Consider the following 26,313-nt stretch of genomic DNA (forward strand, 5'->3'; position numbering starts at 1 on the left):
ATCCTTATCGATACAGAGCTGTTTCATTCTCAGGAAAACCAGCGTTTTGACTCTTGTCGTGCCTCCGTGCCGACCCTCCCTATCCACGATATATTAAGCATTGGGTGGGATTGGGGCAGCCACGGGGGGCAGCCCTACAAGAGAATGAAACAGCCCTGCTTATCGATAGCGCGCTCCTAAAAGATTTGCTTATCAATCAAATTTAATAATTGTTTTATAATTTCCGCAAGAGTACGGTAGAGTTAATTATCAAGTCAAGGAAACGTGCGGCTTGCAAAAAGTGAGTTCACATAACTCGGCCGATCGAAATATCGATATTAATCAAACAAGTCAAATCAGCAGGGATAGTTTAAAGACTTATACTAGCGATAAATCTTTTGCTCCCTCCTGCCAACCAGCGCTCAAAACAGTTAGCTAAACCCAATTAGCGAACAGCAAAAAAGCGCGTTGATAACCTTCAGTGAATGTTGTTACAGAAGATTATGAATTGCAGCGAGGCTAGGCTATGACAAGATTTTCCGATGAATTTTCTGCGCTTTCTCGGCGTAAATTTATCCTCAAAGCAGGTGCATCTGCCCTGGGTTCAATACTGCTCAAAGGTTGTTTGGGAAATCCCCCAGAACCCGGTGCAACAGCCGGTGCTGACGGCGCGATACCCGCAGCTACCTCAGTAGTGGCTGTTGCCAACGAGAAAAGAGTCGAAGGAATTGAAAGCACTAAAATCACATTGGGATACATCCCGATCGTCGAAGCAGCACCTTTAATCATTGCCCAAGAAAAAGGCTTTTTTGCCAAATACGGCATGACCGAAGTCACGATTGCCAAGCAAGCAAACTGGGGTTCGGCAAGAGATAACGTAGAAATCGGATCTGCAGGCGGTGGCATTGACGGCGGTCAGTGGCAAATGCCGATGCCTTATCTAATTAGTAAAGGCCTGATTACCAAGAACAGAGACGGAATCCCGATGTATGTTCTGGCCCAATTGAACACTCAGGGAAATGGAATTGCGATCGCGACCAAACACCAAGGCAAAGGTCTCGGACTTAAACTAGATCAAGCGGCCCAAGACTACATCAAAGGCCTCAAACAAGCAGGTACTCCCTTCAAAGCAGCCTACACTTTTCCCAAAGTTAACCAAGACTTGTGGATTCGCTATTGGCTAGCAGCTAACGGCATCAATCCCGACACAGATGTCGAACTGCTAACAGTACCGGCCGCCCAAACCGTGGCCAACATGAAAACCGGAAGCATGGACGGTTTCAGCACCGGCGACCCCTGGCCCCTGCGGATTGTCAAAGAAAACATCGGCTTCATGTCGGCCCTCACCTCCGAAATCTGGAAAGCACATCCAGAGGAATATCTCGCAATTCGTGGCGACTGGGTAGAAAAACACCCGAAAGCCACCGAAGCCCTACTCGCAGGACTAATTGAGGCACAGCAGTGGTGCGACAAGCCCGAACACCGAGCCGAATTGGTCGCCATTGTTTCTGGAAGAAACTTCTTTGACGTATCTCCCACCGTTTTGACACCTCCCTATCAAGGCAAGTATGTCATGGGCGACGGCAAACCAGACATCAACGACTTCAAGAGCAGTCCGCTGTACTGGAAAGACGACATCGGCAACGTTTCCTATCCCTACAAGAGTCACGATTTGTGGTTCTTAACCGAAAGCGTTCGCTGGGGTTTCCTGCCGACAAAAACCTTGGCAGACAAAAAGACACTCATCGATAAAGTCAACCGCGAAGATATCTGGAAGAAAGCAGCTAAATTAGCCGGAGTTGCTGATGCTGACATTCCGAAAAGTACGTCTCGCGGCATTGAGAAGTTCTTTGACGGCAAAGAGTTTAACCCGCAAAATCCCGAAGCTTACCTTAAGAGCTTGGCAATTAAAAAAGTCTGATGGGGTCTTAGCTTCGCATAATTGAGTCTCGGAAAAAACAGCAGAAACATAGGAGATTAACAAGATGGCTGTCAGTACAAATCGGAGAGGCGGAGTCGATGCCCAAGGAGCATTGGGCGAATTTTGGAAGAAGAATTCCCCAAATATTTTGCCGCCAATTTTGGGAGTAATTGGATTTTTGTTAGTTTGGCAGTTCTTGTCAAGTACGGGACTGATCAAACTGCCCGGGCCGCTCAGCGTTTGGACTGACGAACGGACGCGGATATTGTTGATGTATCCTTTTATGAACTCCAAAACTTACGGAGTCGGCTTATTTTGGCAGACTTTGGCTAGTTTGGAACGGGTGGCAAAAGGCTACACTCTCGCGGCGGCTGTGGGAATCAGCATGGGAGTTGTGGTAGGTACGAATCCCTTCTTGAACAGGGCTTTAGATCCGATTTTCCAGTTTTTGCGGATGGTCGCGCCTTTGGCTTGGGTGCCGATAGCCCTGGCTGCACTGCAACAAAACGAACCTGCTGCTTTGTTCGTGATTTTTATCACTTCAGTTTGGCCGATTTTAATCAACACGGCTGAAGGTGTTCGCCAAATTCCCGACGACTACAACAACGTGGCGAAAGTGCTGCAGCTTTCTCGTCAGGAATATTACATGAATATTTTGTTTCCGTCGGCGCTTCCTTATATCTTCACAGGATTGAGAATTGCGATCGGTTTGGCTTGGCTGGCGATTATTGCAGCGGAAATTGTGATGTCGGGGATTACGGGTATCGGCTTCTTTATTTGGAATGCTTACCAGCAAAACTACATCAGCGAAATTTTGTTAGCGGTGTTCTACATTGGGGCTGTTGGTTTGTTGCTCGATCGCATGATGGCTTGGTTGCAGCAAAAAATAGCTCCCCCTCAAGGAAAGTAGTTTTGATTTGTGAGTTACTCGTTCCCAGGCTCTGCCCAAGGCGTGACAACAAGCGCGTAAAACCGACCGTCTCTCTTGTTTGTATCCAAGTCTAGATCCCCCCTAACCCCCCTTAAGAAGGGGGGAACCGGAAATGGATCAAAGTCCCCCTTCTTAAGGGGGATTTAGGGGGATCTAGATTCGATTAAAAGCGACATTATCTATCGAAATAGCAAACCTACACAAAAGGCAAGAAAATCATGTCTGTTTTGATTGCAGTAGAACAAGTCGAAAAAGTATTTAATTTATCAGATGGTGGCACATACGTTGCTCTCAAAGGCATCGATCTGGAAATTAAAAAAGGCGAATTTATCTCATTAGTTGGACACTCCGGCTGCGGCAAATCTACCCTGCTAAATATGGTGGCCGGTTTGGATTTGCCCACTGAAGGATTGGTGACAATTGAAGGGCAAAGAATCACCCAGCCAGGCCCCGATCGCATGGTAGTATTCCAAAACTATTCGCTGCTACCGTGGCGGACGGTCAGAGAAAACATTACCCTAGCCGTAGATTCGGTGATGAAAGGCTTACCCAAGGCGGAACGCCTCGACATCATTCAAAAACACATCGACATGGTGGGCTTGACGCCCCACGCCGATAAGCAACCCGCACTGCTGTCTGGCGGACAAAAACAGCGCGTGGCGATCGCCCGTGCTCTGGCCCTGCGCCCCAAACTCTTACTCTTAGACGAACCCTTCGGCGCTTTGGATGCTTTGACTCGCGGCAACTTGCAAGAAAAGTTGATGGAAATTTGCCAAGAGTACCAAATCAGCGCCCTTATGGTAACGCACGATGTGGATGAGGCCGTGTTGCTGAGCGATCGCATCGTCATGCTCACCAACGGCCCAGAATCGAAGATTGGCGGGATTCTCGAAGTAGACATCCCCCGCCCCCGCCAGCGCATGGAAGTCGTCTCACACCCCAGCTACTACGCTCTACGTAGCGAAATGATTTACTTCCTCAACCAGCAGAAGCGCGTCAAAAAACTGCGGGCGCGGAAAGTACCCGCGATCGCCCGCCACGGCCTAGAAAAAGTCAACCTCGAACTCGGCTTCGTCCCCCTCGCAGCCTGCGCTCCCCTCGCTGTCGCCAAAGAAAAAGGCTTTTTTGCCAAGCACGGCCTCGATGAAGTCCACCTCGTGCGGGAAACAAGCTGGCGCGGCATCGTAGACGGCATCGCCGCAGGTTACTTAGACGCAGCTCAAATGCCCTCTGGGATGGCGGTGTGGTTGAGCTTGGGGGGCCACCAAGAAAAGCCGATTCCGACGGTTACAGCCCTCACCATGAGCCGCAATGGCAACGGAATTACCCTCGCGAGGCGCTTTTACGACCAAGGGATCTACACTCTGGCAGACTTTAAACAAATGCTCCAGAGAACGCCCGCGCAAACGCACCGTATGGCGATCGTGCACCCTTCTTCGATGCACAACCTGTTGCTGCGTTACTGGCTGGCTTCCGGCGGCATTGACCCGGATCGCGATGTCTTGCTGAAAAATATCCCACCGGCTCAAATGATCGTTGACTTGCAGGGTGGCACGATTGACGGTTTCTGCGTGGGCGAACCTTGGAACTTGCGGGCCTCGATGGAAGGAGTCGGCTTTACGGTGGCGACAGATTTGGAACTGTGGCCGGGGCACCCGGGAAAAATTTTGGGGGTGCGGGAAGACTGGGCAAATGCTTATCCCAACACTCACATTGCTCTAGTCAAAGCTTTGCTGGAAGCTTGCAACTATTGCGCCGATCCAAATCACGCCGCCGAGGTTTCGGAAATTGTCGCGGGAAGGGAGTACGTCGCCACCGACAAGAATTACATCCAACTCGGCGACCCGAAATCTGTTGCTTGCAACCTCGATACTCCGATGCGGGAATACGCCCACCACTTGTTTTCTGGAGAGGGGGTGAATCGCCCAAGCCGCACCGAACAACTCTGGCACATGGTGCAGATGGCGCGCTGGGGTGATACTGTGTTCCCGCGCAACTGGGTGGAAATTCTGGAGCGGGTGGTGCGAGTCGGTGCGTTCAGCACGGCGGCGCGAGAGCTGGGGATGGCTGATATTACTTACACTCGCGGTTCTCTCAGCTTGTTTGACGGCTCGGTGTTTAATGCTGACGATCCGATCGGCTATCTCAACAATCTGGCGATTAAACGCGATTTCACGATGGCTGAAGTTGTACTCGATTCCGGCCGCCGAGCTGCTTAAAGCGGTTTTTAGTTGGATAAAAATATGGTAATTGCTAATTGTTAGTTGTTAATTGTTAACGGCTAATTATAGTTAGTAATTGCCTCTTCATTCTTCCCTATTGCCTCTTCATTCTTCCTTCGCCAATCACCCACTCACAATTTCCCAAACCTATGCTTAATACTTCTCTCAACCAGACGAATACCAAAACCCAAATCAAGTCTAAGAACGATCGCCGCCAGCCTTTTTTGGTGATGGACAATGTTTACAAAGAATATCCAAACGGTTACAGGGCTTTAGAAAACGTCAATCTGAATGTAGCTGAGGGAGAGTTTATTACTCTGATCGGACACTCGGGCTGCGGCAAATCAACACTGTTAAATATGGTGTCGGGTTTTAGCCATCCAAGCTCCGGTAGTGTGACGATTAACGGGCAGCGGATTACGAAGCCAGGCCCCGATCGCATGGTGGTGTTTCAGGGTTACGCTTTGCTGCCTTGGCGGACGGTGTTTGAAAATGTTTATTTGGCGGTTAATTCTGTATTTCCGAATAAGTCGAAGGTCGAAAAAAATGCGATCGTCAAAGAGCATTTGGCGATGGTGGGATTGACAGAAGCTGCTGAGAAAAGACCGCCGCAAATTTCGGGGGGGATGAAGCAGCGGGTTTCGATCGCCCGCGCTTTGGCAATTCGCCCGAAAGTGCTGATTTTAGACGAACCTTTTGGTGCTCTGGACGCAATTACTAAGGAGGAATTGCAGGAAGAATTGCTGAAAATCTGGAACGATCACCGCTGTACGGTGTTGATGATTACTCACGATATTGATGAAGCGCTGTTTTTGGCCGATCGACTGGTGATGATGACTAATGGCCCATCGGCGACAATTGGCGAAGTTTTGGAGATTCCTTTTCCGCGTCCGCGCGATCGGGTTCAAATGATGGAAGATCCGGAATACTACAATTTGCGGAACTACGCCCTAGATTTCCTGTTCCGTCGCTTTGCACACGATCACGATGCCTAATCGGTTTGGGATGGGGGATTGAACAGGGGAATGCGGAAAAATTAAAGCTTCAGCATTTCCCCAATTTCAGGGGAACATCGCTGCGGGCGCAATTTTCCCGATCCGGTTGGGTAAGCTGAAGCTTTATGGTGGGCGAGAAGTTTTTTCGGACGTTCGGATCTTTTTCCGAGCTTTTACGTCTACCAGCGAAGAGACCCGATTGCCTAGCTGTCGGTAAGCTGGCATGAACAGAGCCCACCCTTGGATAGAGGGTGGGCTTCTTCTTCATGTTATTAACCGTTTTTGGGCGATCGCTGGTTTGTGCATTCCACCCTTTCAACTGGCACACAGTGGGACGTTGATTAGTGTTGGATGAATTAAGGTTTTTGTCAAAATAGCGGTTTTCCGTTGAGTGAAGTACAGATGATCGGGTAGGGAAACGACTGATCCTAAGTCCGGCGCGGGGATCTGTGACTTTTAACAATTGGTATTGCTCAGGTTTGCACGGAAAACTCCTCTGGGTCAATATCCCAATTTACCCAGCGAATTGCTTCTTTAGCCGATCGCACATCAGGCGGCACTCGTAAGGCGTGAATGTGTCCCGTACTCGGACAAGTCATTTTTAACAAATAAATCGGCTCGACATCGGCGTTATCGATTTTTAATAGCGTGTATTCTTGCCAAGTATCTAATTTTACTGCTTGCAATTGTTGGCAAATGCGATCGTAACCAATCCTCTCAATTAATACTCGACGCAGTTCGGCATTTGATTCCGATAAAAGCCATTCTGCTTGCCACAAATCGGAGTGTACTTTTCCGTATTTTTTGGGTAACTTAACGCCGTGGTGAAAGTATAAACTGTAGCCGTCCGCAAATGCGATCGCCGGTTCTCCTTCAGCGTGTAGCTCGTTGGCGCTGTCAAAGCGGATGTGCAGAGGGCGATCGCAAACTAAGCAAATTTTCTCAAACGGCACGATCCAACCGCAATGCTCCAACAACTGTTTTTGGCAGTGAAATAGTTCTTGTGCTTTCTGGTCGAGAGTGACACCACCTTTCGAGATAAAAAATTCAGTCAAATGGATTTCCTTCACCAGATGCGTAGAGGTTAGTGGCTCTAGATAGTTAAGAGGTGAACGACGGAAATTAGCTCTCCACAGTTCTCGGTAATTTTTTCGCATTAGCGGAAATCCTGACCTGAGTATGCGATCTGCTGACTGCTCTCGTATTTTTATTAAGTCCCCCAGACCATCCCACAACCCCCCTCCAGAAAATTTTACCTCCACCTGAAATATATCCTCTAACACCGACTTTCCCAATACTAAATTACCAGGCGTTAAGAGTAATGTTTGATAGTGCGATCGACTGGTGATTTTGAGGAGTTGAAGTAGTTTTAAAGAAGCTATCTGCGGACTGCTGCAAACAATAACTTGGGGTGCTGATCGGCCAATAGCGGCATAGATTTTCTTCACGCTTTCTGTAGCTTTCTGAGAATCAATTGGCGCCGTTGATAGGGTCAGGTACTTCTGTGTAAGTTCGCTCGACAGATTTAAGTCAGTAATTGGATTTTTGTAGAGACCCAGGTTTGTCAGGTTGGTGAGTCCCGACAGCGAAGTAATCTCGGTAATTTGATTGTTGCCCAAATGCAGTTGGTACAGGTTGGTGAGTCGCGACAGCGAAGTAATGTCGGTAATTTCATTATCGTGGAGTTCCAGTTTGTTCAGGTTGGTGAATGCCGACAGCACAGTGATATCGGTAATTTGATTGTTGCCCAAATGCAGATTTGTCAGATTGATTAGTTCCGACAGGAGAGTAATGTCTGTAATTTGATTGTTGTAGAGCCAAAGTTCGGTCAGGTTGGTGAGTGTTGACAGCCCAGTGAGATCGGTAATTTGATTGTGGCCAAGCTTCAAAGATGTCAGGTGGGTGAGTGCCGACAGCCCAGTGAGATCGGTAATTTGATTGTGGCCCAAATTCAGAGCTGTCAAATTGGTGAGTGCCGACAGCCCAGTAATGTCTGTAATTTGATTGTTGTAGAGATTCAGCTCTGTCAGGTTAGTGAGTGCCGACAGCCCAGTGATATCGGTAATTTCATTGCTGTCTAAATTCAGATCTGTCAAATTGGTGAGTGCCGACAGCGGATTTATATCACTAATTTGATTACTGTTGAGATTCAATTTACTGAGGCGTGAAAGTACCTTGTCCGCTTCATTGTAGTCAGAAGTACCTGCCCGTTTTAACAGCATCTCAACTGTATGCCTTGCCGATTCTGAAAGGCTATCTTTGTGCCGGCACCAGTCGGCAAAGCGGGTGAAATTAATTGGTTGGTATGCTGGTTGTTCTGGCATAATAAATTTAGACTCCAGTTTGGTAAAATTTCAGTAATTCATGTTTGTACGGAAAACTCCTCTGGCTCAATGTCCCAATTTACCCAGCGAATGGCTTCTTTAGCCGATCGCACATTTGGCGGCACTCGCAAAGCGTGAATGTGTCCCGTACTTGGACAAGTCATTTTTAACAAATAAACTGGCTTTGCATTACCCACCCAATCAAAATCATCGTCAAACTCGATGCTTAATAGAGTGTATTCCTGCCAAATATCTAATTCTGTAACCGCTAATTCTTGACAAATGCGATCGTAAGTAATTCCCTGAATTAAAGCGCGCCGAACTTCCGCATTCTGTTCCTTCAACACCCACTTAGACTGCCACTGGTGCGGGTGCAGGCTGCCGTACCATTCGGGCAAAATCACGCCGTGATAGGCATAAATCGAAACACCGTCGGCAAATTGTACCGCTGGTGTTCCTTCGGCGTGCAAGCGGTGGTTGCTGTCAACGGAAAGTACGATCGGCTTGGAGCAGACAATGCAAACTTTGTCATAGGGATAAATCAAGCCGCAATCCCGGACTATCGATTGAAAAACTATCCAATTTCTGGCGTAGGAATGAGGTAAATTTAGAACCGAAATGCAAAAATCCAACAAACTGCCATAAGCAGCCCACAATACTGGTTGAATGCAATTACTGAATAGTTCTCTTCCTAATCTTTGCCAGTAAAAGTCTCGACTCGGCTCATTGAACACCTCTTCCGGTGGCAATTGGCTTGCTATGAAGCCAGCTAAATAATTCCGGTGCGCCTCCCACATTTGCGTTTGCAGTTGAGTATAAAGTCGAGCTGAAAGTTGAGTTTGCAGTTGGCTTTGCAGTTCGATTTCTAGTTGGCTCCCCAAATAACGTCGCAGTTGTTTTTCTAGCTGGCTGCGAAGTTTTCTCTCAAATTCGCTCCGCAGTTTGCTGCTGGGATTGTCCAATCGACTGACGATTAGATCGGCAGCTTCGTAGGGGCGATCGACAAAAATGATTTCCGGTGCTTTTTTGCCGATCGCACGGTAAGTCGCTTTAATTGTTTCCGCAGCTTGCGAGCGATTTATCGGGCCAGTGGAAAGCGCGATGGCTCTCCACTTTTCCCGATAAACTGGAATCAAAGCTGCTTGTTCAGGCGTCAGTTTTTTAACCTTAGTCTGCGACATACCTCCAACCTTGCGGCTCATATTCGCGCTGAATTCGCACCATCCAATTACCTTCGGGAATTGCGATCGCATGGTGTTCTTCGTGACTCAATAAAGCTGTCGGTGAAAGCACCCGCAAGTACAGAGTGCCGTCTTTTTCGTACAGTTCAGCTTGTCCCTCAATAATCTGGTGAGAATGTCCCGTGACTTCACCTTCGGCGAGAGTTAGGTGAGATTTTTTTTCTCCTTCGATTTTCGGTACGGGGGTGAGAATTACGTCGCCTTGTCGGATGGGTTGCATAGGTTTTTTCTAAATTTTGTTGGCTGGTGTCGATCGATCGAGCTTTTCTACTGCCACTTTATACTACATACGTAATACATTGCTGTCAAGAGCCACAAACAAAATTCCATAACTCTTTGCTGCACTTACAGACGTTATCTTGGAAGGTGAAAGTGCGATAGGAAACAGAAATGCTACAATAGATGCCTGTTTCGAGAAAGTTTTAGGTTTGGATGCCTACCTACGCGCAGCTAGAGGGTTTGTATCGAATCAGTTATTACTTAACCTATTTGGCATTGCAACCTATTCACCTCGTCTGTGTTGACGAGAGAAGCAAAAACTTGTTCGTATTGGCTGGATATGACGAGGAAATTGAGATTGAAATTGCTCCAAATGGGGAGGTATTTTAATGAGCAAAGTAGATTATACTGCAATGTCTGATGGAGAATTGAAGCGTTATTTTCTTAAAAATCGCGGGGATAAAGCTGCACTGCAAGCCTACTTAGACAGGCGGAAAAAGCGGTCTAATTCAATCATAACAAAAGTGGGAGATTCGGATTTCGATACTAAGATTGAGGCAGCCATTCGCCAGCAAATGAAAGAACACAAAGATTAGTCTTGTATCCTAACAATATATTTATAAATGGGGGAGCGATCGCCCAAGCCACTTTTCTTCTAAACCCCAGAAATCCCGCGCCGAAACTCCTTAACTGCTTCAACCCTAGAAGCCATCAGCAAGCAGCGAGACAGCAGGTTGATGTCTAAACCGGGCAGAACTTCGCTTTGGTCAATTTTTTCATATCCGTGCGATCGCAAATGATACAGGCCAAATACTCCGTCTTCCCAAAACCAAACTTCGGGGACTCCTAATGCTTGGTAGCGATTCAATTTGCTTTCTCCCCCACTGGTAAACACTACTTCGATGGCAAGATCGGGGGTAATACCTGTTGACTTGCCAATTAAAAAAGATTCATCAGCTTGTACTGAGACTTCCTGTCCCTTCTCTTGGGTAAAGCTACCCAACGGGTTAAATTCAATGTCTTTTTCCACAAAGTAGTCCATCAGCAAACTTGCGATCGTCCTGCTGAAAGATTCGTGTTCTTGCGAAACAGCCAAGATTTCTACCTGACCTTTGAAATAAAAAAGTCGGATGCCGGGGGAGTCACAAAATCCCTGCTCGATTAGCTTGAATTGTTGCCAATCAATCCCGGAGTGAATTAGGCGCTGGTCTTTTTTTGGTTTGTCTAAGGTTGCTGTCATGGCACGGCCTCCTTTAACTATTTTATAGCAATTTGAATTCGCACAACTTTGCAAGCACATTTGTATGGTGCGTCTGAACCAAAAAACTTGTTTAAATCGAAACGATCGCTCTCTGACACACCATACAAGTTGATTTAACTATTATATTATCCTTGAAATGTGGCAACCGAAACCCGATCGCGCCCTGCTTCTTTCGCCCGATAAAGCGACTCATCGGCGATCGCAATTAGTTCCCCCGGCTGCGACCTCACCTCCGGAATGCAGCAAGCTACACCCAAACTCAGCGTCACATATTCGCTGACAGCCGACTTAGCGTGAGCTATGTGCAAACCCCGCACCTGTTGTGCGATCATTTCAGCTACGCAAGTGGCACCTTCAATATCGGTATTCGGCAAAACTACTACAAATTCTTCTCCACCGTAACGCGCTACTAAATCTGCCGCTCGCTTTACCGAATGCTGGATCACCGCCGCCACTTGCCGCAAACATTCATCCCCCGCTTGGTGACCGTAAGTGTCGTTGTAAAGTTTGAAATAATCAATGTCGCACATAATTAAAGACAGCGGTGCTTCTTCCCTCGCCAAACGTCGCCATTCCGTATCGAGGTATTCATTAAAAGAGTGGCGGTTTCTTACCTCAGTCAAACTGTCGTAATTTGCCAAATAATGCAAGGCTCGATTCACAGTTTCTAACTGCTTTTTCTGCTGCAGCAACTGACGGTTGAGTTCCGCCAACTGCTGTTCGGCTGAATGCGATCGCAACAAATTTCTCACCCTTGCCAGCAATTCCCTCTCGTCAAAAGGCTTTGAAATATAATCGTCAGCACCCGCATCCAAACTTTCGATCCGAGATTCCATCCCAGCTCGCGCGGTCAAAAAGATTACCGGAGTCGATTTCAATTCTGGCGTGTTCCGAATCTCCTTAAGCAAATCCAGCCCGTTTTGCCTGGGCATGATTTGGTCGCTCACAATCAAATTAGGCTGCAAACTTTTGGCTTTTTCTAAACCTTCAACTCCGTCACTCGCGACGGCGACTCGATAGTACGGAGTTAATAAAGTTTGGAGGTAAGCCACCAGAAAATTGTTGTCTTCTACTACCAGCAACAGCGGTAATTCTCTGTTGTCAGTTGTTAATTGTTCCCCATTATTTTTGTCCTCAGAACTTTTAAGTTCCGGCAGCGGGGTCACGGTTGCGCTCCCCCGGACATTTCCCGAGCCGCACTCTCCGGAGCTGAATCCAGTCAGTCCAGCCAATTGGGCGATCGCGCTCACCAACTGATTCGCTTCCACCGGCTTCGACAAATGCCTCTGAAACCCCGCCTCCAGCGCCGATGCCGAATCTTCTTCCTCGATGCCTCCCGTCAGCGCCACCGCCGGCAGCAGTTCCCTGTGCTCGGACATTTCCATTGCTCTGATGCGGCGGATCAAATCGCAGCCGTCGGCTCCCGACACCTCCATATCGCTCACCAACACGTCGGGCCGCGACTGTTGCAACTCGGCCATCGCTTCGGCGGCGCTACCCACTGCTGTTACCTTGGCTCCAAATGCTTCGAGACCTGTTTTGAGAAATTGGCGGATCTCGGCGCTGCTTTCCACTACCAAGACTTGCTTTCCCGCTAGGGGTTTGGAAACCGATCCGGGTCTGCTTTCCCTTTGGGCGATCGCAGCAGTGCGATCGTCGGGTGCATTTTTGTTGGGGCTCGGTAGCAACACCCCAAAGGTCGCCCCCTGACCGAGGCCGGGACTCGAAGCCCAAACACTTCCCCCGTGCAGTTCCACTAACTGCCGCACAATTGAGAGCCCCAGCCCAAGCCGGTGCTGTTCCTTGCTGTGGAAGCTGTCTGCGGGGCGGAAGTAGTCAAAGATGTGCGGCAGAAATTTGGGGTCGATGCCGCAACCGCTGTCGCTGACCCGAATCAAGACGCCGGACGGACTAGGTTCGAGCCGCACTTGAACTGGGTTTAATGTCGATTCTGGGGTGAATTTGATGGCGTTGCTAACGAGGTTCGCGACTACTTGTTGCAAGCGTTCTGAATCTGCAAAAATGTAGTCTACGGCGGGGTCGAAATGTTTTTCTAGGCGGATGTTTTTAGCCTCGGCCTCGGGACGGAGGGTATCGATTACAGATTCTACGATCGACGGGAGGTCAACTTGGCTGATGTTCAGGCACACTTTCCCCCGCAGCAGCCGCGAGAGGTCGAGGAGATTGTCTATTTGCCGGTTTTGTAATTTGGCGTTGCGCTCGATGATTTCCAAAGCGCGGTGGGTGGTGGCTTCGTTGAAATTGCGCGATCGAGCTAGCTGCGTCCATCCCAAAATCGCGCTCAGGGGCGATCGCAGTTCGTGGGAGGCGATCGCCAGAAATTCGTCTTTTGCCCGGTTGGCTTCGGCTTGGGCTGCTTCAACCGCTTTGCGATCGGTGATGTCGAATCCGATCGCCAAATACTGAGAGTGTTTTCCCTTACAGTCCAACAGTGGAACTACTGCTGCGTACACCCAATAATCAGTTCCATTCTTGGCTTTATTCTTAATGTCTCCTTGCCAAACTTCACCTTTGGCAACAGTTGATAGGAGATTTTTGATTATTTCCGAAGATTTATATTCCGAATGGAGGATGCCGAAGTGGCTGCCGATTAGTTCTGCCTGGGAATAGTTGGAGATGGAGCAAACTCGTTCGCTGACATAGTTGATAATTCCTCGCGCGTCAGTTCTCACCGCAAGTGCCGATCGGCCGATCGCTCTTTTAAAATCTAAACATTCTTGCAGCAATGAATCTACCTCTTTTGTGGTAGAAAATTGATCGAGCCGATCGGACACGTTTTTTTGCTGGCGATCGGGCTTATCCTTACTCCGTTGTTGGATTTCCATGGCTTCTATTTTCCCCTGACGGCTGACACCTAATCTACTCGCATCCTGATTCATTATCACAATTTTCTTTCCCGCACCGACGGGTGTAATATTTTGTATCTCTTCTTATTCCTGAAAAATTGGCAGGTACCACATCCACTCGGGAGTCAACTCAATTTTTGTTTATAGTTGGCTAAAGTTTGTCAATCTGAGGACTGATTTTTTAGATCTAGCCGATCGTCGGCTGCTAGCTCATTCGTTTTTATCTTTTATATTTTACTAGGGGTAATCACTGAGAAATTTAGGGTGTGGAGCACACACCGACAGTTGCATTCTTGTTTGAAACGGGTATCTTAACCGTCAACTTTTTTCTCACAATTACTCCTCGTATCTGGCACAAAGTCTCGTCTTCGGCAGGCTTTCGAGTCTGTGGCATTCTGCCTCATCTGCACTGAAGGAGATATATGTGCAGGGCTAGACAGTTCCCAAATGGGGGGCTGGTTTGGGCGCACAAAGTCCCTGTCTGGCGATCGTCCATAACTTATTTTCAATTATTTTCGTCAACATCTTGACAGCTCTGTATATTTTTTGTATTATCAAATGTAATATACCTTCAGAGAAGAGAACCGCCAAACTGCATTGACGCACTCAACTATTAACAATTTGAGGAAAATAGTCTGTGAATTTAGACGCTGTACGCGAGCAATTTGAACAAAGAGCCTTTGATTATGACGGCTTAATTCCTCGCCTTATTCCGCGTTATCGCGAGCAACACGATGTAATATTGCAGTTAATCCCTTCTGAAACTAATGGTAACATAAAAGTTCTGGATTTAGGCGCGGGAACTGGCATACTGTCGGCTATGATTCTGCAAGCATTTCCTCAAGCAAAAGTCCTCGCCTTTGACATCGCCCAAAATATGCTAAAAGCTTGCCAAGCTAACTTGTCCGCTTTCCGAGAACGGCTGACCTTGCAGCAAGGAAACTTTGCCGAAGATGATTTCGGCAGCGGTTACGATTTAGTAGTTTCAGGCTTGGCAATCCACCACCTCGACAGCGCAGGCAAACAACAGCTATTTCACAAACTTTTCCACTCGATGAATCCAGGGGGAGTCTTGCTAATTCGAGATATTGTGACAGGTGCTACTCCCCGGCTGACTGAGCAATACGAACAGTTGTGGCGGCAGTACATGAAAGCTAACGGAGAAGACGATGCAGCCTGGTTTAAAAAATATCGAGAAGAAGATATCCCCTCCTCTGTGGAAGAGCAGACAAAGTGGCTTGCAGAAGCAGGTTTTGCCGACGCTGGATGTCACTGGCGCTATCTAAATTTTGCTATTTTTGGCGGAGTTATTCCCAGGTAGAAGGCATTCGGCAAAAGGCAAAGTTTTTGATAATTATCACAAGATAAAGCTCCTAAAAAATGGCACACCAAATACTTTTTTTCCCGGACGCAGAACCTAATTATGTAGGTGCTGAAGGGCGCAGATTACCGCCATAATTAGCGCGTAAAACCATTTTTTACATCCGGTAATCATTTTACGAAAACCTGTAGAGGCGGGTTCACTCAAGCGCCCTCTGGCAGTGCGAACAGATTCAACAAACCCGCATCCACTCAACGATACAACCCGCTAGTGACATTTTGTAATAGGGGATTTAAAAGCTCAATAAATAAAGTAAAATTATGAACGATTTTCGATTAGTAAAAATCAGCCGATATCTCAGCAAACACCTGCGCCACGCGCCATCGCGCATCGGCATTGAACTCGCTTCCGGTGGCTGGGTTTCTGTTAGCGAACTCCTCGATGCGTGCCAAAAAAATAACTTTCCTGTTCAGCTTGTAGAACTCAAAAAAGTAGTCGCACAAAACGACAAGCAGCGCTTTTCATTTGACGAAACGGGTACTCTAATTCGTGCTAACCAAGGACACAGCGTAGAGGTTGACTTGCAGTTAGAACCCGCTGTTCCCCCAGATATTTTATATCACGGAACAGGTAGCACTGTTGTCGAGTCTATTCTCAGTCAAGGAATTAGGAAAATGTCGCGGCATCACGTTCATTTGTCCGTGAATATCCAGACGGCGCGCCAAGTAGGTGCAAGACATGGCATCCCGGCAGTCTTTACTGTAGATGCCGCAGCCATGCAACGCGACGGTCATACATTTTACTGCTCGGCAAACAAAGTTTGGTTAGTAGATTTTGTGCCGCCCGCTTATCTCAAAATAAGTTGATAATTTTCACTTTTTTTGTAGAATGTGTACCGCAAAAACTGTAAAATAAGAGTAACTAGGAGTTTTGCAAAATGAGTGCGGAAGATATGGGCGATCGCGAAAACAATTTTCATCAAAACAATTCTCCAAATAGAGGCCTGCTAGGATCGGGTTGGCGACCTTTTTACCGTCAATTAGATTGGGAACACCTGGTACATTTAGCATCTAGCGATCCCTTAGAACTAGCTCAAAAAACTTTAGGGGCAGCTAGCGACATTGCCGACGCAATGGGACGACACCAATATACTTGGTGGGCAAATATGTTAAATGTATTCTCGGAAAATACGCGCTACGAAATTGATGAATTTTGGGATTACATTACTCCGCAGCCAGTTTACCCGGATTACCGCTACAAAGACGTTTTAGTTACCGAAACGCCTGTGGTGCAATTTGTCAGCCGCGCTAGCATTCCCATCGACTACGTTCTCAACAAACTCCAAGAGATTACTGTTTTTAAAGTTCTCGATTTGCTGGGAAAACCGGATGCAATTACCCAGTCTTTTATGGAGCGACATTTTTCTTATCCTCCGGAGCGGTTTGTTAGCTGGGAACGCTTGGAAGTTTTGGGTACTGTGTATGCTTCTTGGGCCCGCTTCGGCTGCTGGCTGCAAATTGACAGCTACGACAGGGGAAGACGCTGCTACACTCTAATTTGCCAAGATATGGCGCCGCTCGTTAGCAAGGCAACTTATAATTTAGCGGTGATTCTGGGCGGGTACAAAAGCCGCGTCGGACAGGTTCACAGCCAGTTCCCAATTCGCACTTTTTCTGCGGAGGTTCAAAGTTTTACCGATACAGTTCAGCAGGCAATTTTGGATCAAAATCAGTTGGCTGTTTTGGTCAGTGGCGAACCGGGGACGGGCAAAACTGCTTGGACGCAAGCGGTAGCAAAGGAAATTTTAGTGCCGCTGGGTTATGTGATTTTTATCTTAGACCACGATGCGGTGGAAAATTTTGTGCCTCCGAGTTATTTAGAGCGGATTTGTATTATTATCAACGAGGCTGATAATTTGGCTCAAGATCGATCGACTGCTGAAGCCCAACGCACTAACAAAACTGAACACATTTTGAGTTTGCTGGATGGAACTTTGTATCAAAGCGTCATCGACGAACACGGCATTCAATTTCAGCAAAAACTCGTAATTTTGATGACTTGCAACACCACTGAAAGATTAGATCCTGCAATGTTACGCAAAGGGAGAGTGGATTTTACCAGTGAATTTACGCACAAATTTGTTTGAGCGCTCTCTTGCATTCTCAAGCTATCTGGCGATCGCACTGGCTACACGATCTCAACCATGTTCGATGTGGGATTTTCAATTAAAGAATTTGGAATGACTGAGGAAGCTCATGATTTGGAGCGCGGGCCTACAGTTGCATTCTTTTGGGAACTTGTATAAAATACCGAACAATCACCAGGAAATCTTCTGAATATCAAAGTTTGGGGGAAACTTTCTTGAGTACCTATAGACCATGGGTGTCAACAATCGCCTAAAACCCTTTGTCTCTCTCGTTTTTGGCCTAGTGTCGCTGCCCTCTTGCGCCCCCGCACAGTCGGGGCAGGCAAGAGATCGCTCCAGTCTCCTGCGACTATTCGGGGGCGCGGGCGCGATCTATGCCTAATGGTCAAACAGCAAGCGGGCACTAGCTTTGGTCTTAAGTTGATAGCAATGCCTATAGACATATCCCCATCAAAAATGATATCAATGATGGGTGAGACCCTCTAGGGATATCTACCGAGAGAGCACATCAGGGGAAAACAGCATTTTTGGTCTCAAACAGAATTTTTCAGACTTGACAGCTATGGAGGAAATCCCAAACCGTGCACACTAAGCCAGTTCAGCAAAAAAGTCAGGGACTGGGAAGGTACGTTGACGGGACTGTCCCGCTCGCCCAACAACCCGCAGAGGCAGCCGTGTCCGAGAGTAAAGACCGATTTCGGCGGTTTGTGGAGCGCTCCGCCGAGGCCGTGGCAATGGTAGATTGTGAAATGCGCTATCTGTCGGTTTCTCGTCGCTGGGAAACAGATTGCGGGTTGGGCGACGGCGAGGCCATCGGCCGATCTCATTGGGAACTCTTCCCGAATCTCCCGGAATATTGGGAGCAAAATGCCCAGGCTTGTTTGACGGGAGTTTTGCAATACAGCGAGTTTGTGGCAGGGCGATCGATCGCATCTGTATCAGGAAAAATCGCAAGCGGCTCTGTCAGCGAGTCGGTAAAATGGGTATTTCAGCCTTGGACAAATAGCAACGGTGCGATCGGCGGTTTGATTTTGTTTGCGTCTAAGATAGCTGAGGCTCCCGCTCAAACTAATTGCTTTCATAAATTTCAGTCCGAGCTCAAGAGCAAGCAGTTAGAAACTATACCGCAACTAACTCAAATTGCCCTCGAAAATGCTGCTGATACAATCTTTTTTACTACGTCCGACGGTCAAATTTGCTACGCAAACAAAGCCGCTTGCCATCTTTTCGGCTACTCGGAATCGGAACTGCTAAACATGAGGGTTAGCGACATCGATTCGCAGTTGCCAGCATCGGATTGGCGAGAACACTGGGCTCAACTGAAGCAGCAAACCAACCTCACTTTTGAAACCAGTTACAAAACCAAAGACGGCCCCAGTTTTCCCGTTGAAGTTAAAGTCAATTATATAGAATACGGCGGCTGCGAATACCGCTGCGCGATCGCCCGCGACATTTCGGCTCGCCGAGTAGCAGAATCAGCGCTTTTAGAGGCGAAAGAGCAACTTCAAGCGGTTTTGGACGCCGTGCCGGGATTAGTTTCTTGGGTAAGTTCAGATTTGCGCTACTTGGGAGTAAACCGACATTTAGCTAGCGCTTACAAAATGCCTGCCGAACTATTTATCGGTCAAAAAGTAGGTTTTTTAGATACAAGTCCCAAATTTAACGATTTAGTATACGATTTTTTTGCCAACCATAAAAAGAAGACATCTCAAGAAGTAACAGCGAGCATCAGAGGAGAAAATAAAACTTATCTAATTGTCGCTCAAAAATACCATAACAGTACGGCGGCGGTATTTGTCGGATTGGATATTACAGACAGCAAACAGTCTCTTTTAGCTTTGCAAGAATCCGAAGAACGCCTGCGACAACAAGCGGCTAAATTAGAGCAGACGCTGTTAATTTTGCAGCGAACTCAAACTCAACTGATTCAAACAGAAAAAATGTCATCCCTGGGGCAGTTGGTAGCAGGAATAGCGCACGAAATTAATAATCCAGTTAGTTTTATTTCCGGCAATGTCAGCCACGCCACCGGCTACATTCAAGAACTGCTGCGAGCGATCGACGTTTACCAAAAGTATTATCCCCATCCCGTGCCGGAAATTCAAGACTTGATGGAAGAATTAGACTTAGACTTCATCAAAAAAGACTTGCCAAAACTGCTAAATTCAATGAAAGTCGGTTCGGAAAGGATTCGCGATGTCGTGCGATCGCTCCGGTTGTTCTCGCGTACCGACGAAGCCCAAATGAAGCCTGCTGATATCCATGAAGGTTTGGACAGCACTTTGCTGATCTTGCAAAATCGCCTGCAAGCTAAAGGGGGACGGCCGGGGATTTCTCTAGTTAAAGAGTACGGAGATTTGCCGCAAGTTCACTGCTATGCGGGACACTTAAACCAAGTGTTCATGCACTTGTTGACAAATGCGATCGACGCTTTGGAAGAAGGGGGGAGACATCACGAAAAGTATGGTAAAAATCAAAATCAGTCTTACTTGTCTTCAGGCAGGTCGAACTCTGAAAAATTCAATCCCGAAATTCGGATTCGGACCTCCGTGGTAGGGGAAAACGAAATTGCGATCGCCATTAGTGACAACGGCCCTGGCATGACTGAAGAAGTCCTCGACTGCATCTTTGACCCTTTGTTTACCACTAAATCTCCAGACACGAGCACTGGTTTGGGTCTAGCAATATCCCAGCATTTAGTAGTAGAAAAGCACGGCGGTAAGTTGCACTGTGTTTCGCGTCCGGGAGAGGGAACAGAGTTGATCATTAGAATTGCAATCGGCAACGATTAATTAGCTGTTTACAAATAGGAAATAATATGGTTATTGAGTGGCTCAAATTTAAAGTACCTCAAGAAAAGTGGGAGCCGTTTATTCAGCGAGATCAGGAAGTTTGGACGGCGGGACTAAAAAGTTGCGACGGTTTTTTAGGCAAAGAAGTTTGGGTAGATCCGGTGGAAAATGAGGTGGTGATGTTGATTCGCTGGGAAACTAGGGAGAAGTGGAAGTCTGTACCACAAAGCACAATCGAGGAGTTGGATGCCAAAATGGGCGATTTGCAAATTGCGATCGCGGAAAGTCGCGAATATCAAGTCCGCAAGTTTTTGCATTAGTTAGTCAGCAGTCAGTTGATGGTGTTAATTTTTGAAAGATTAATCATAAGTTTTACCTTGATTGTACCGCAGACATCGATTGGGTATTTGGTGTGAAGGGCGATCCATCTTGGTAGAATCATCGCAGTGTTGGGTATTTGGTGTTAGAGGCGATCGCACCACCCCTTGCTTTCCACCTATGCAACCACAGATAACCTGGAAACTTTCGGATCTGATTTGTTGTGCTGTGTGCGCTACCTAGACAGTGACAGACTTGGCAATTTTTGCCAGCAATCGCAACGCTTCATTGACAGAAGCTGAGTCTCGAAATATTTCTGCTACGTCTGGATCGAGAATCACAACATTACTTGATTTCATATAGGCTTCATAGTATTTGCCACGGACACCACCTGAAAAATCGTATTCAGGCCTCATCTCGTCATTAATTGTTACTTCAGGTTCCTGACTCATAGCTTTTTCTCTCTTGTCGGGTGGCTAAACGGGCGCTGATTAAACGCACTTCACCTTCTCGTTCTGTATGGGACACAACAAAAAGGCGCTGTAAATTTGACTGACCGATCGTTAAAAGACGGAACTCACCTACAGAGTGGTTAGGGTCAGAAATTGTAATAGCCAGTGGATCTCCGAAGACAGTGACAGCTTCTTCAAAAGACACACCATGCTTTTTGGCATTACTAATCGCTTTGTTTGAGTCCCACTGAAACTTCATATATCTATTCTACTCTCAAGCAGAAGAGGGAGGTTGGCAATTGCCTAGCTTACTGGTCTATTTTACTATTTAGGGCAAAATGGCGAAAATCAAAAATGTCAATGTGACTGACTTCTAGGAACTCATAGACGAGGAGGGATGTTGAACTGGTGCTGTAGCGCTGTCATGGCTCTCTCGGCTGGAATACCTTCACCTCGATCAAAGCTTTCGAGTCCTTTGCGGATGCCGATGATAGCTTCGAGGTAGTCGATACGCTCTAGCAGGTGTTCGTAGGTATTAAGTTGGGGGTTTGGAGTGGATTTTAGCGATCGTACCAAACTCAGAAGATCCGCAAGCAGTTCGTCAGGGGTGCTATCGATTTCTTGGATGAGGAGTTCTTTGATCGTCATCGCGGCATCTCACGATGATTGATACTTTGATTGTAACGAGTGTCGATCGCTATGAGTTTTGATGGGCCATCGGTACCAGTACAATCATTGCAGTGTTTGGTATTTAGTGTTAGGGGCGATCGCTCTTGATGCGTGATGGGCGATCCCTGTCAGTAAAATCGTCGCAGTGGAAGGGGGGCTATTGATAAGATTGTGATGAGAAAAAGAGATGGGATTTTGGCGTTGCTGAATACAGCTAGGAATTCAGATTTCCCAATTGCTATAAACCTTCGGAGGGTTAGTTTTGTAACTTCCCATAAAAGTTGATTCATACCGTGAATCAGCAACGCCGAATTTTTCCGAGATAAAGGATTAGCAGAAATCGATAACTGCGAAGCGCTCATTCACCGCTACCAAGGCAACCCGTTATGGTTAAAAAGCGTGGCGAATTTGATTCAAGAGTTGGGAATCGGCGCGACAGAGTTATTAATAGATGATACCATATTCTTACCCGAAGATTTGAAAGATGTTTTACAACAGCAGTTCGATCGCACTTCCGAACTCGAAAAACAAGTCATGTCATTGTTGGCGACAGAAAACCAGCCAGTCAACTTCGCGAAATTGGTACAAAACGGACACATATCATCATCAGATTTGCTAAACGCATTGCAATCTCTATCGCGGCGCTGCTTGATCGAACAACAGGAAAGTCTTTACACTTTGCCACCTGTACTGAAGCAATATATCAAAGGGTTGTAACCAAATTAGTCCTGGACGCATAAATACCAAAGAAACCGGGTTTTTTACCGAGTCAGCAGGCTGCGACGAAGTATTCTTGTAAAAAAATCCGGTTTCTGAACCCCATGCGTCCAGGACTAATTTTAAGAAAGTTTTGCATAGAGAGCTGAAATAAAATTAAGGCTTAAAAAGCCTACTGCAAGTACGAGAAGGATAAAAATGGCGATACTGAAAATAGACTTTAGCCGATCGCCAATTCCGGGTTTTTCTGAGTTCATTGGTCAATTTTTACAGTAAATTTGCTCCGGGCCATTGAGAAATAGTGAATTATACCAATGCGCGAACAAAAAGGCAACTCCCGACAATCTCCAAACGACGATCGTCCTCAGTAGGTCGCCTTTTGTTAACTTTTAATCTAAAATCTAAAATCTAAAATAGTCTTAGGCATTTTTCAGTTAGCCCGGACAGCTATTGTCGATCGCCCGAACCCGATGACCCTAACTCCTGTAAAATAGAGGGCGCGTTGGGGCGAACCTTTTAACAGCCGGAATTGGGCGCGATCGTCACAGGCTCCCAAATACATAATAATATGGCAGTCATCCTTAACTTACTCACAAAGGTAAAAATAGAAGAGTGCCGAGAAATAATCTAAAACATATAACTGAAAATAAGGATAGAAATCGATGCTCCACCCAGTCTCGCAACCTTACCCACAACGAGCAAATACTATGACCCAAAGAGCCGTGCGGAAGCCAAAACCCTCTGTTGCAAACCGCTTGAGACCAAGTTTTCCTCAAAGGCACTGGCTGGAGCTGGCAGAGTACGCCTCTCTGGCGGCCTCTGGTGTGGGTTCCCTGGCGGTGGCAGTGTCGGGCCAAGCTTTTTACGGGGTGGCTCCCCTAACTTTGGCTTTGTCGCTGAATGTTGCTAACCGGTATCGCTTCGAGCAGCAAGTGCGGGTGCATCAACATTCGGAAATGGCCCAAGTCCAAAAGTCTGTCAATAAAGTCGAAAAAACGGCGGTGACGGTAATTGTTAAATTACGCAGGCAGTTGTCTGCAGATATTGCAGCGCTGCGCCAGCAAATGGCGGCAATGCCTAGGGCAGAAGGCTTTGAGGATTCTCTCGACATTCAGCGACAGTTGCTGAGTTTAGGAGAGTCGGTAGCTTCTTTGCAAGAAATCGTGGCGTCTGCTGTGCTCGATGTCCGCCAGCAGGTGAGCGAACAACTGCAAGATTTATCGATCGATCAACGGGCGAATCTCCAAGCTGTGGAACAGGCTATAGAGCAACTGCAAAGTGCGACGCAAGGCTTGACAGAAACTTCTATCACCCGAGACGACTGGGAAGTAGTAAATACTCGATTTTTGGAAATCCAGAAAGTCATGGCCAATTTGCAAAGCCAACTGCAAGCTCCCGCGCACCAATCAACGGCGGATTTGTCTATCGTCCAAGCTCAAATCCACCGTTTGGAACACGAGCAGCAAGAAGTTGTCAAACCTCACCTCAAGCGCTTAATCTCGGTTGTCAAGGAGTTGCAGCATATACAAGAGAGTAGTCATTAGTCATTAGTAAGCAATCATTAGTCATCAGTCAGAAGGAAGATTTTTCGACTCAGAGATTCTGCGACTCACGCCCGATCGAGTCCAAATTTTTCGACAACTGTGTTACAAAATGAAAAGCTAATCTGTCTATTTCACCTGTTTTCAACCTGTTACAAGAAAAATCAATGACTGCAACCGTAACTATTGCTGATAACCCGTTACTAATCGGTCAAGGATTGCCTCCATTTGACGCGATCGAACCAGAACACGTAGTCCCCGCTGTTACTCAACTGCTGACCGAACTAGAAGCCTCGCTAGCTGACTTAGAATCATCTGTAGAGCCGACTTGGAGCGGCTTAGTAGAACCATTGCAGCGACTCGGAGAGCGTTTAAATTGGAGCTGGAGCATTGTCGGACATTTGATGGGCGTAAAAAATAGCCCGGAACTGCGATCGGCTCACGAAACAGTGCAGCCGGAAGTAGTAAAATTTTGGAGCAAGCTCAGTCAAAGCAAACCGCTTTATGAAGCTTTTAAAGCGCTGCGGGCCAGCGAAAATTGGGATAGCTTAGAGTCAGCTCAAAAGCGAATTGTCGAAGCCGCTCTCCGAGACGCCCAACTCTCCGGCGTCGGTTTAGAAGGCGAGCAAAAAGAGCGTTTTAATGCCATTCAATTAGAATTGGCGGAAATTACTACCCAATTTTCCAATCACGTCCTCGACGCTACCAAAGCATTCAGCATCACCCTCACAAACAAAGACGAAATTGACGGTTTACCGCCGAGTTTGTTGAGTTTAGCAGCTCAAGCCGCTCGCAGCGCCGGCGAAGAAAATGCGGATGCCGAAAACGGCCCTTGGCGGATTACTTTAGACTTTCCGAGTTACGGCCCTTTCATGCAGCACAGCACCCGCCGCGACTTGCGCGAAAAGTTGTACAAAGCTTTTATCGGCAGAGCAAGTAGCGGAGAATTGAATAACTGGCCGTTGACCGATCGCATTTTGGCTTTGCGCCAGGAAAAAGCTGCTTTGCTCGGGTTTAGCAGTTATGCCGAATTGAGCTTGGCGAGCAAAATGGCTCCCGACGTTGCAGCAGTGGAAGCTTTATTAGAAGAATTGCGCCAGGCTAGTTATGATGCTGCTGTCAAAGATTTAAAAGATTTGAAAGATTTTGCGGCAGAAAAAGGCGCGGCGGAAGCTGGAGATTTGAAGCACTGGGATGTAGGTTTTTGGTCGGAACGGCGCCGGGAAGAAAAGTTTGCTTTTAGTGCAGAAGAATTGCGGCCTTATTTTGCTTTGCCACAGGTATTAGAGGGTTTATTTGGATTAGTAAAGCGGCTGTTCGGCGTGACAGTAACTGCGGCGGACGGTCAAACTCCTGTCTGGCACAAAGATGTGCGCTATTTCCAAATAGATGATGAAGCAGGAAATACGATCGCCAATTTCTATTTAGACCCCTACAGCCGCCCCGAGGAAAAGCGCGGCGGTGCTTGGATGGACGAGTGCGTGGTGCGCGCTAAATTTGTGGAAGCAGGAAAAACAACTACGCGGTTGCCGGTGGCTTATTTGGTGTGCAACCAAAGTCCTCCGGTTGACGGCAAACCGAGTTTAATGACTTTCTTGGAAGTCGAAACTTTGTTTCACGAATTCGGTCACGGTTTGCAGCATATGCTGACAACAGTAGACTATCCCGGGGCTTCGGGCATCAATAATGTTGAGTGGGATGCGGTGGAATTGCCCAGTCAATTTATGGAAAATTGGTGTTACGATCGCGCCACTTTGTTCGGGATGGCAAAGCATTACGAAACCGGGGAAACTTTGCCGGAACACTACTACCAAAAACTGCTAGCAGCGCGCCACTACATGAGCGGCAGCGTCATGCTCAGGCAAGTACATTTTAGCAGCGTTGACATCGAATTGCACCACCGCTATCGATCGGGCGGCAGCGAAACTGTAGCCGATGTCCGCAACCGCATCGCTAAAACTACCACTGTTTTGCCTCCTCTGGAAGAAGACGCATTTTTGTGCGCTTTCGGACACATTTTTGCGGGTGGCTATGCGGCGGGGTATTACAGTTATAAATGGGCGGAAGTGCTCAGCGCTGATGCTTTTGCGGCGTTTGAGGAAGCGGGTTTGGAAGATGAAAGTGCGATCGCCTCTACAGGTAAGCGCTTCCGAGATACAGTGTTAGGATTGGGCGGCAGTTTGCACCCGATGGAAGTGTTTAAAACTTTCCGTGGACGCGAACCGAGCACTAAAGCTTTGTTGAGACACAGCGGTTTAGTTGCTGCTTAATCTGGCTTAATCTAGTGTGGAATAAGTGGGGATTAAGGCGGGTGAATTTATCTGCATTAATCCCTGTTTTTTGTTGGACAATATTTAGGCATCTCCTGTATGTTTAGGGTGCGGTATGGCTGAAGTC

Annotated in this window: 21 protein-coding genes and 2 pseudogenes; 14 read left to right on the forward strand and 9 right to left on the reverse strand. The window is 47.2% G+C overall.

Going from position 1 to position 26,313, the window contains the following annotated elements:
• The first annotated feature begins 505 nt into the window (after window positions 1-505).
• From QUB33_RS11170 to QUB33_RS11185, 4 genes are all read left to right on the forward strand, one after another.
• A complete protein-coding gene (locus tag QUB33_RS11170) occupies window positions 506-1,900 on the forward strand; it encodes a CmpA/NrtA family ABC transporter substrate-binding protein (protein WP_333350343.1) in 1,395 nt (464 codons plus the stop codon).
• A gap of 64 nt (window positions 1,901-1,964) precedes the next feature.
• Complete coding sequence (ntrB, locus tag QUB33_RS11175; protein WP_333350345.1) at window positions 1,965-2,810, forward strand: nitrate ABC transporter permease; 846 nt, start codon at window positions 1,965-1,967, stop codon at window positions 2,808-2,810.
• A gap of 239 nt (window positions 2,811-3,049) precedes the next feature.
• Window positions 3,050-5,050: a nitrate ABC transporter ATP-binding protein gene (locus QUB33_RS11180; protein WP_333350347.1), complete on the forward strand. Its 2,001-nt coding sequence runs from the start codon at window positions 3,050-3,052 to the stop codon at window positions 5,048-5,050.
• A gap of 152 nt (window positions 5,051-5,202) precedes the next feature.
• Window positions 5,203-6,048 carry a nitrate ABC transporter ATP-binding protein gene (locus QUB33_RS11185; protein WP_333350349.1) on the forward strand — a complete coding sequence of 282 codons (846 nt, stop codon included), beginning with the start codon at window positions 5,203-5,205 and terminating at the stop codon, window positions 6,046-6,048.
• Between the two features lie 473 nt (window positions 6,049-6,521).
• Here the strand turns inward: QUB33_RS11185 and QUB33_RS29650 are convergent.
• The 4 genes and pseudogenes from QUB33_RS29650 to QUB33_RS11200 form a co-directional block, all read right to left on the reverse strand.
• Window positions 6,522-7,121 (reverse strand): annotated as a pseudogene (locus QUB33_RS29650) (DUF6745 domain-containing protein); the annotation flags it as partial.
• Window positions 7,122-7,640: 519 nt separating this feature from the next.
• Window positions 7,641-8,372: pseudogene (locus tag QUB33_RS29655) on the reverse strand (leucine-rich repeat domain-containing protein); the annotation flags it as partial.
• Window positions 8,373-8,410: 38 nt separating this feature from the next.
• A complete protein-coding gene (locus QUB33_RS11195; RefSeq protein WP_333350353.1) occupies window positions 8,411-9,553 on the reverse strand; it encodes a DUF6745 domain-containing protein in 1,143 nt (380 codons plus the stop codon).
• Window positions 9,540-9,833 carry a hypothetical protein gene (locus QUB33_RS11200; RefSeq protein WP_333350355.1) on the reverse strand — a complete coding sequence of 98 codons (294 nt, stop codon included), beginning with the start codon at window positions 9,831-9,833 and terminating at the stop codon, window positions 9,540-9,542. Before QUB33_RS11200 ends, QUB33_RS11195 begins: the two co-directional genes overlap by 14 nt.
• A gap of 212 nt (window positions 9,834-10,045) precedes the next feature.
• Between QUB33_RS11200 and QUB33_RS11205 the strand changes: the two genes are divergently transcribed.
• Window positions 10,046-10,222: a DUF6888 family protein gene (locus QUB33_RS11205; RefSeq protein WP_333046144.1), complete on the forward strand. Its 177-nt coding sequence runs from the start codon at window positions 10,046-10,048 to the stop codon at window positions 10,220-10,222.
• Window positions 10,222-10,428: a DUF6887 family protein gene (locus QUB33_RS11210; RefSeq protein ID WP_333350357.1), complete on the forward strand. Its 207-nt coding sequence runs from the start codon at window positions 10,222-10,224 to the stop codon at window positions 10,426-10,428. Before QUB33_RS11205 ends, QUB33_RS11210 begins: the two co-directional genes overlap by 1 nt.
• Window positions 10,429-10,487: 59 nt before the next feature.
• Here the strand turns inward: QUB33_RS11210 and QUB33_RS11215 are convergent, their stop codons facing one another.
• The gene (locus QUB33_RS11215) at window positions 10,488-11,072 is read right to left on the reverse strand and encodes a Uma2 family endonuclease (protein ID WP_333350359.1); all 585 of its coding nucleotides are present in this window, start codon (window positions 11,070-11,072) and stop codon (window positions 10,488-10,490) included.
• 146 nt (window positions 11,073-11,218) lie between these two features.
• Window positions 11,219-13,939, reverse strand: a complete 2,721-nt coding sequence (locus QUB33_RS11220; protein WP_333350361.1) for a diguanylate cyclase — start codon at window positions 13,937-13,939, stop codon at window positions 11,219-11,221.
• 658 nt (window positions 13,940-14,597) lie between these two features.
• Between QUB33_RS11220 and QUB33_RS11225 the strand changes: the two genes are divergently transcribed.
• The 5 genes from QUB33_RS11225 (at window position 14,598) to QUB33_RS11245 (ending at window position 20,539) form a co-directional block, all read left to right on the forward strand.
• Complete coding sequence (locus tag QUB33_RS11225; RefSeq protein WP_333350363.1) at window positions 14,598-15,281, forward strand: class I SAM-dependent methyltransferase; 684 nt, start codon at window positions 14,598-14,600, stop codon at window positions 15,279-15,281.
• Between the two features lie 320 nt (window positions 15,282-15,601).
• Entirely contained in the window at window positions 15,602-16,147 is a 546-nt protein-coding gene (locus tag QUB33_RS11230) for an RNA 2'-phosphotransferase (RefSeq protein WP_333350365.1), read from the forward strand.
• Window positions 16,148-16,218: 71 nt separating this feature from the next.
• Window positions 16,219-17,427, forward strand: a complete 1,209-nt coding sequence (locus QUB33_RS11235; protein WP_333350367.1) for an AAA family ATPase — start codon at window positions 16,219-16,221, stop codon at window positions 17,425-17,427.
• A 581-nt stretch (window positions 17,428-18,008) separates the two neighbouring features.
• Window positions 18,009-20,219: a PAS domain S-box protein gene (locus tag QUB33_RS11240; RefSeq protein ID WP_333350369.1), complete on the forward strand. Its 2,211-nt coding sequence runs from the start codon at window positions 18,009-18,011 to the stop codon at window positions 20,217-20,219.
• 26 nt (window positions 20,220-20,245) lie between these two features.
• Entirely contained in the window at window positions 20,246-20,539 is a 294-nt protein-coding gene (locus QUB33_RS11245; RefSeq protein WP_333350371.1) for a TIGR03792 family protein, read from the forward strand.
• 237 nt (window positions 20,540-20,776) lie between these two features.
• Here QUB33_RS11245 and QUB33_RS11250 read toward each other — a convergent pair whose 3' ends face one another.
• The 3 genes from QUB33_RS11250 to QUB33_RS11260 all read right to left on the reverse strand — a co-directional run bounded on the left by QUB33_RS11250 (window position 20,777) and on the right by QUB33_RS11260 (window position 21,637).
• On the reverse strand, window positions 20,777-20,989 hold the full coding sequence (locus QUB33_RS11250) for a hypothetical protein (RefSeq protein ID WP_106147613.1): 213 nt from the start codon (window positions 20,987-20,989) through the stop codon (window positions 20,777-20,779).
• Window positions 20,973-21,248, reverse strand: coding sequence for a BrnT family toxin (locus QUB33_RS11255; protein ID WP_194011534.1), 276 nt, complete (start codon window positions 21,246-21,248; stop codon window positions 20,973-20,975). The genes QUB33_RS11250 and QUB33_RS11255 overlap by 17 nt, the downstream gene beginning before the upstream one ends.
• 122 nt (window positions 21,249-21,370) lie before the next feature.
• Entirely contained in the window at window positions 21,371-21,637 is a 267-nt protein-coding gene (locus QUB33_RS11260; protein ID WP_333350373.1) for a hypothetical protein, read from the reverse strand.
• Between the two features lie 420 nt (window positions 21,638-22,057).
• On the opposite strand from QUB33_RS11260, the gene QUB33_RS11265 reads away from it, so the two are divergent.
• The 3 genes from QUB33_RS11265 to QUB33_RS11275 all read left to right on the forward strand — a co-directional run bounded on the left by QUB33_RS11265 (window position 22,058) and on the right by QUB33_RS11275 (window position 26,186).
• A complete protein-coding gene (locus tag QUB33_RS11265; protein ID WP_445299519.1) occupies window positions 22,058-22,375 on the forward strand; it encodes a hypothetical protein in 318 nt (105 codons plus the stop codon).
• A gap of 707 nt (window positions 22,376-23,082) precedes the next feature.
• Window positions 23,083-23,919 carry a hypothetical protein gene (locus QUB33_RS11270; RefSeq protein WP_333350375.1) on the forward strand — a complete coding sequence of 279 codons (837 nt, stop codon included), beginning with the start codon at window positions 23,083-23,085 and terminating at the stop codon, window positions 23,917-23,919.
• A gap of 164 nt (window positions 23,920-24,083) precedes the next feature.
• A complete protein-coding gene (locus QUB33_RS11275) occupies window positions 24,084-26,186 on the forward strand; it encodes a M3 family metallopeptidase (protein ID WP_333350377.1) in 2,103 nt (700 codons plus the stop codon).
• Window positions 26,187-26,313 lie beyond the last annotated feature (127 nt).

The organism is Microcoleus sp. B3-A4, from assembly GCF_036705385.1.
Classification (GTDB): domain Bacteria; phylum Cyanobacteriota; class Cyanobacteriia; order Cyanobacteriales; family Microcoleaceae; genus Microcoleus.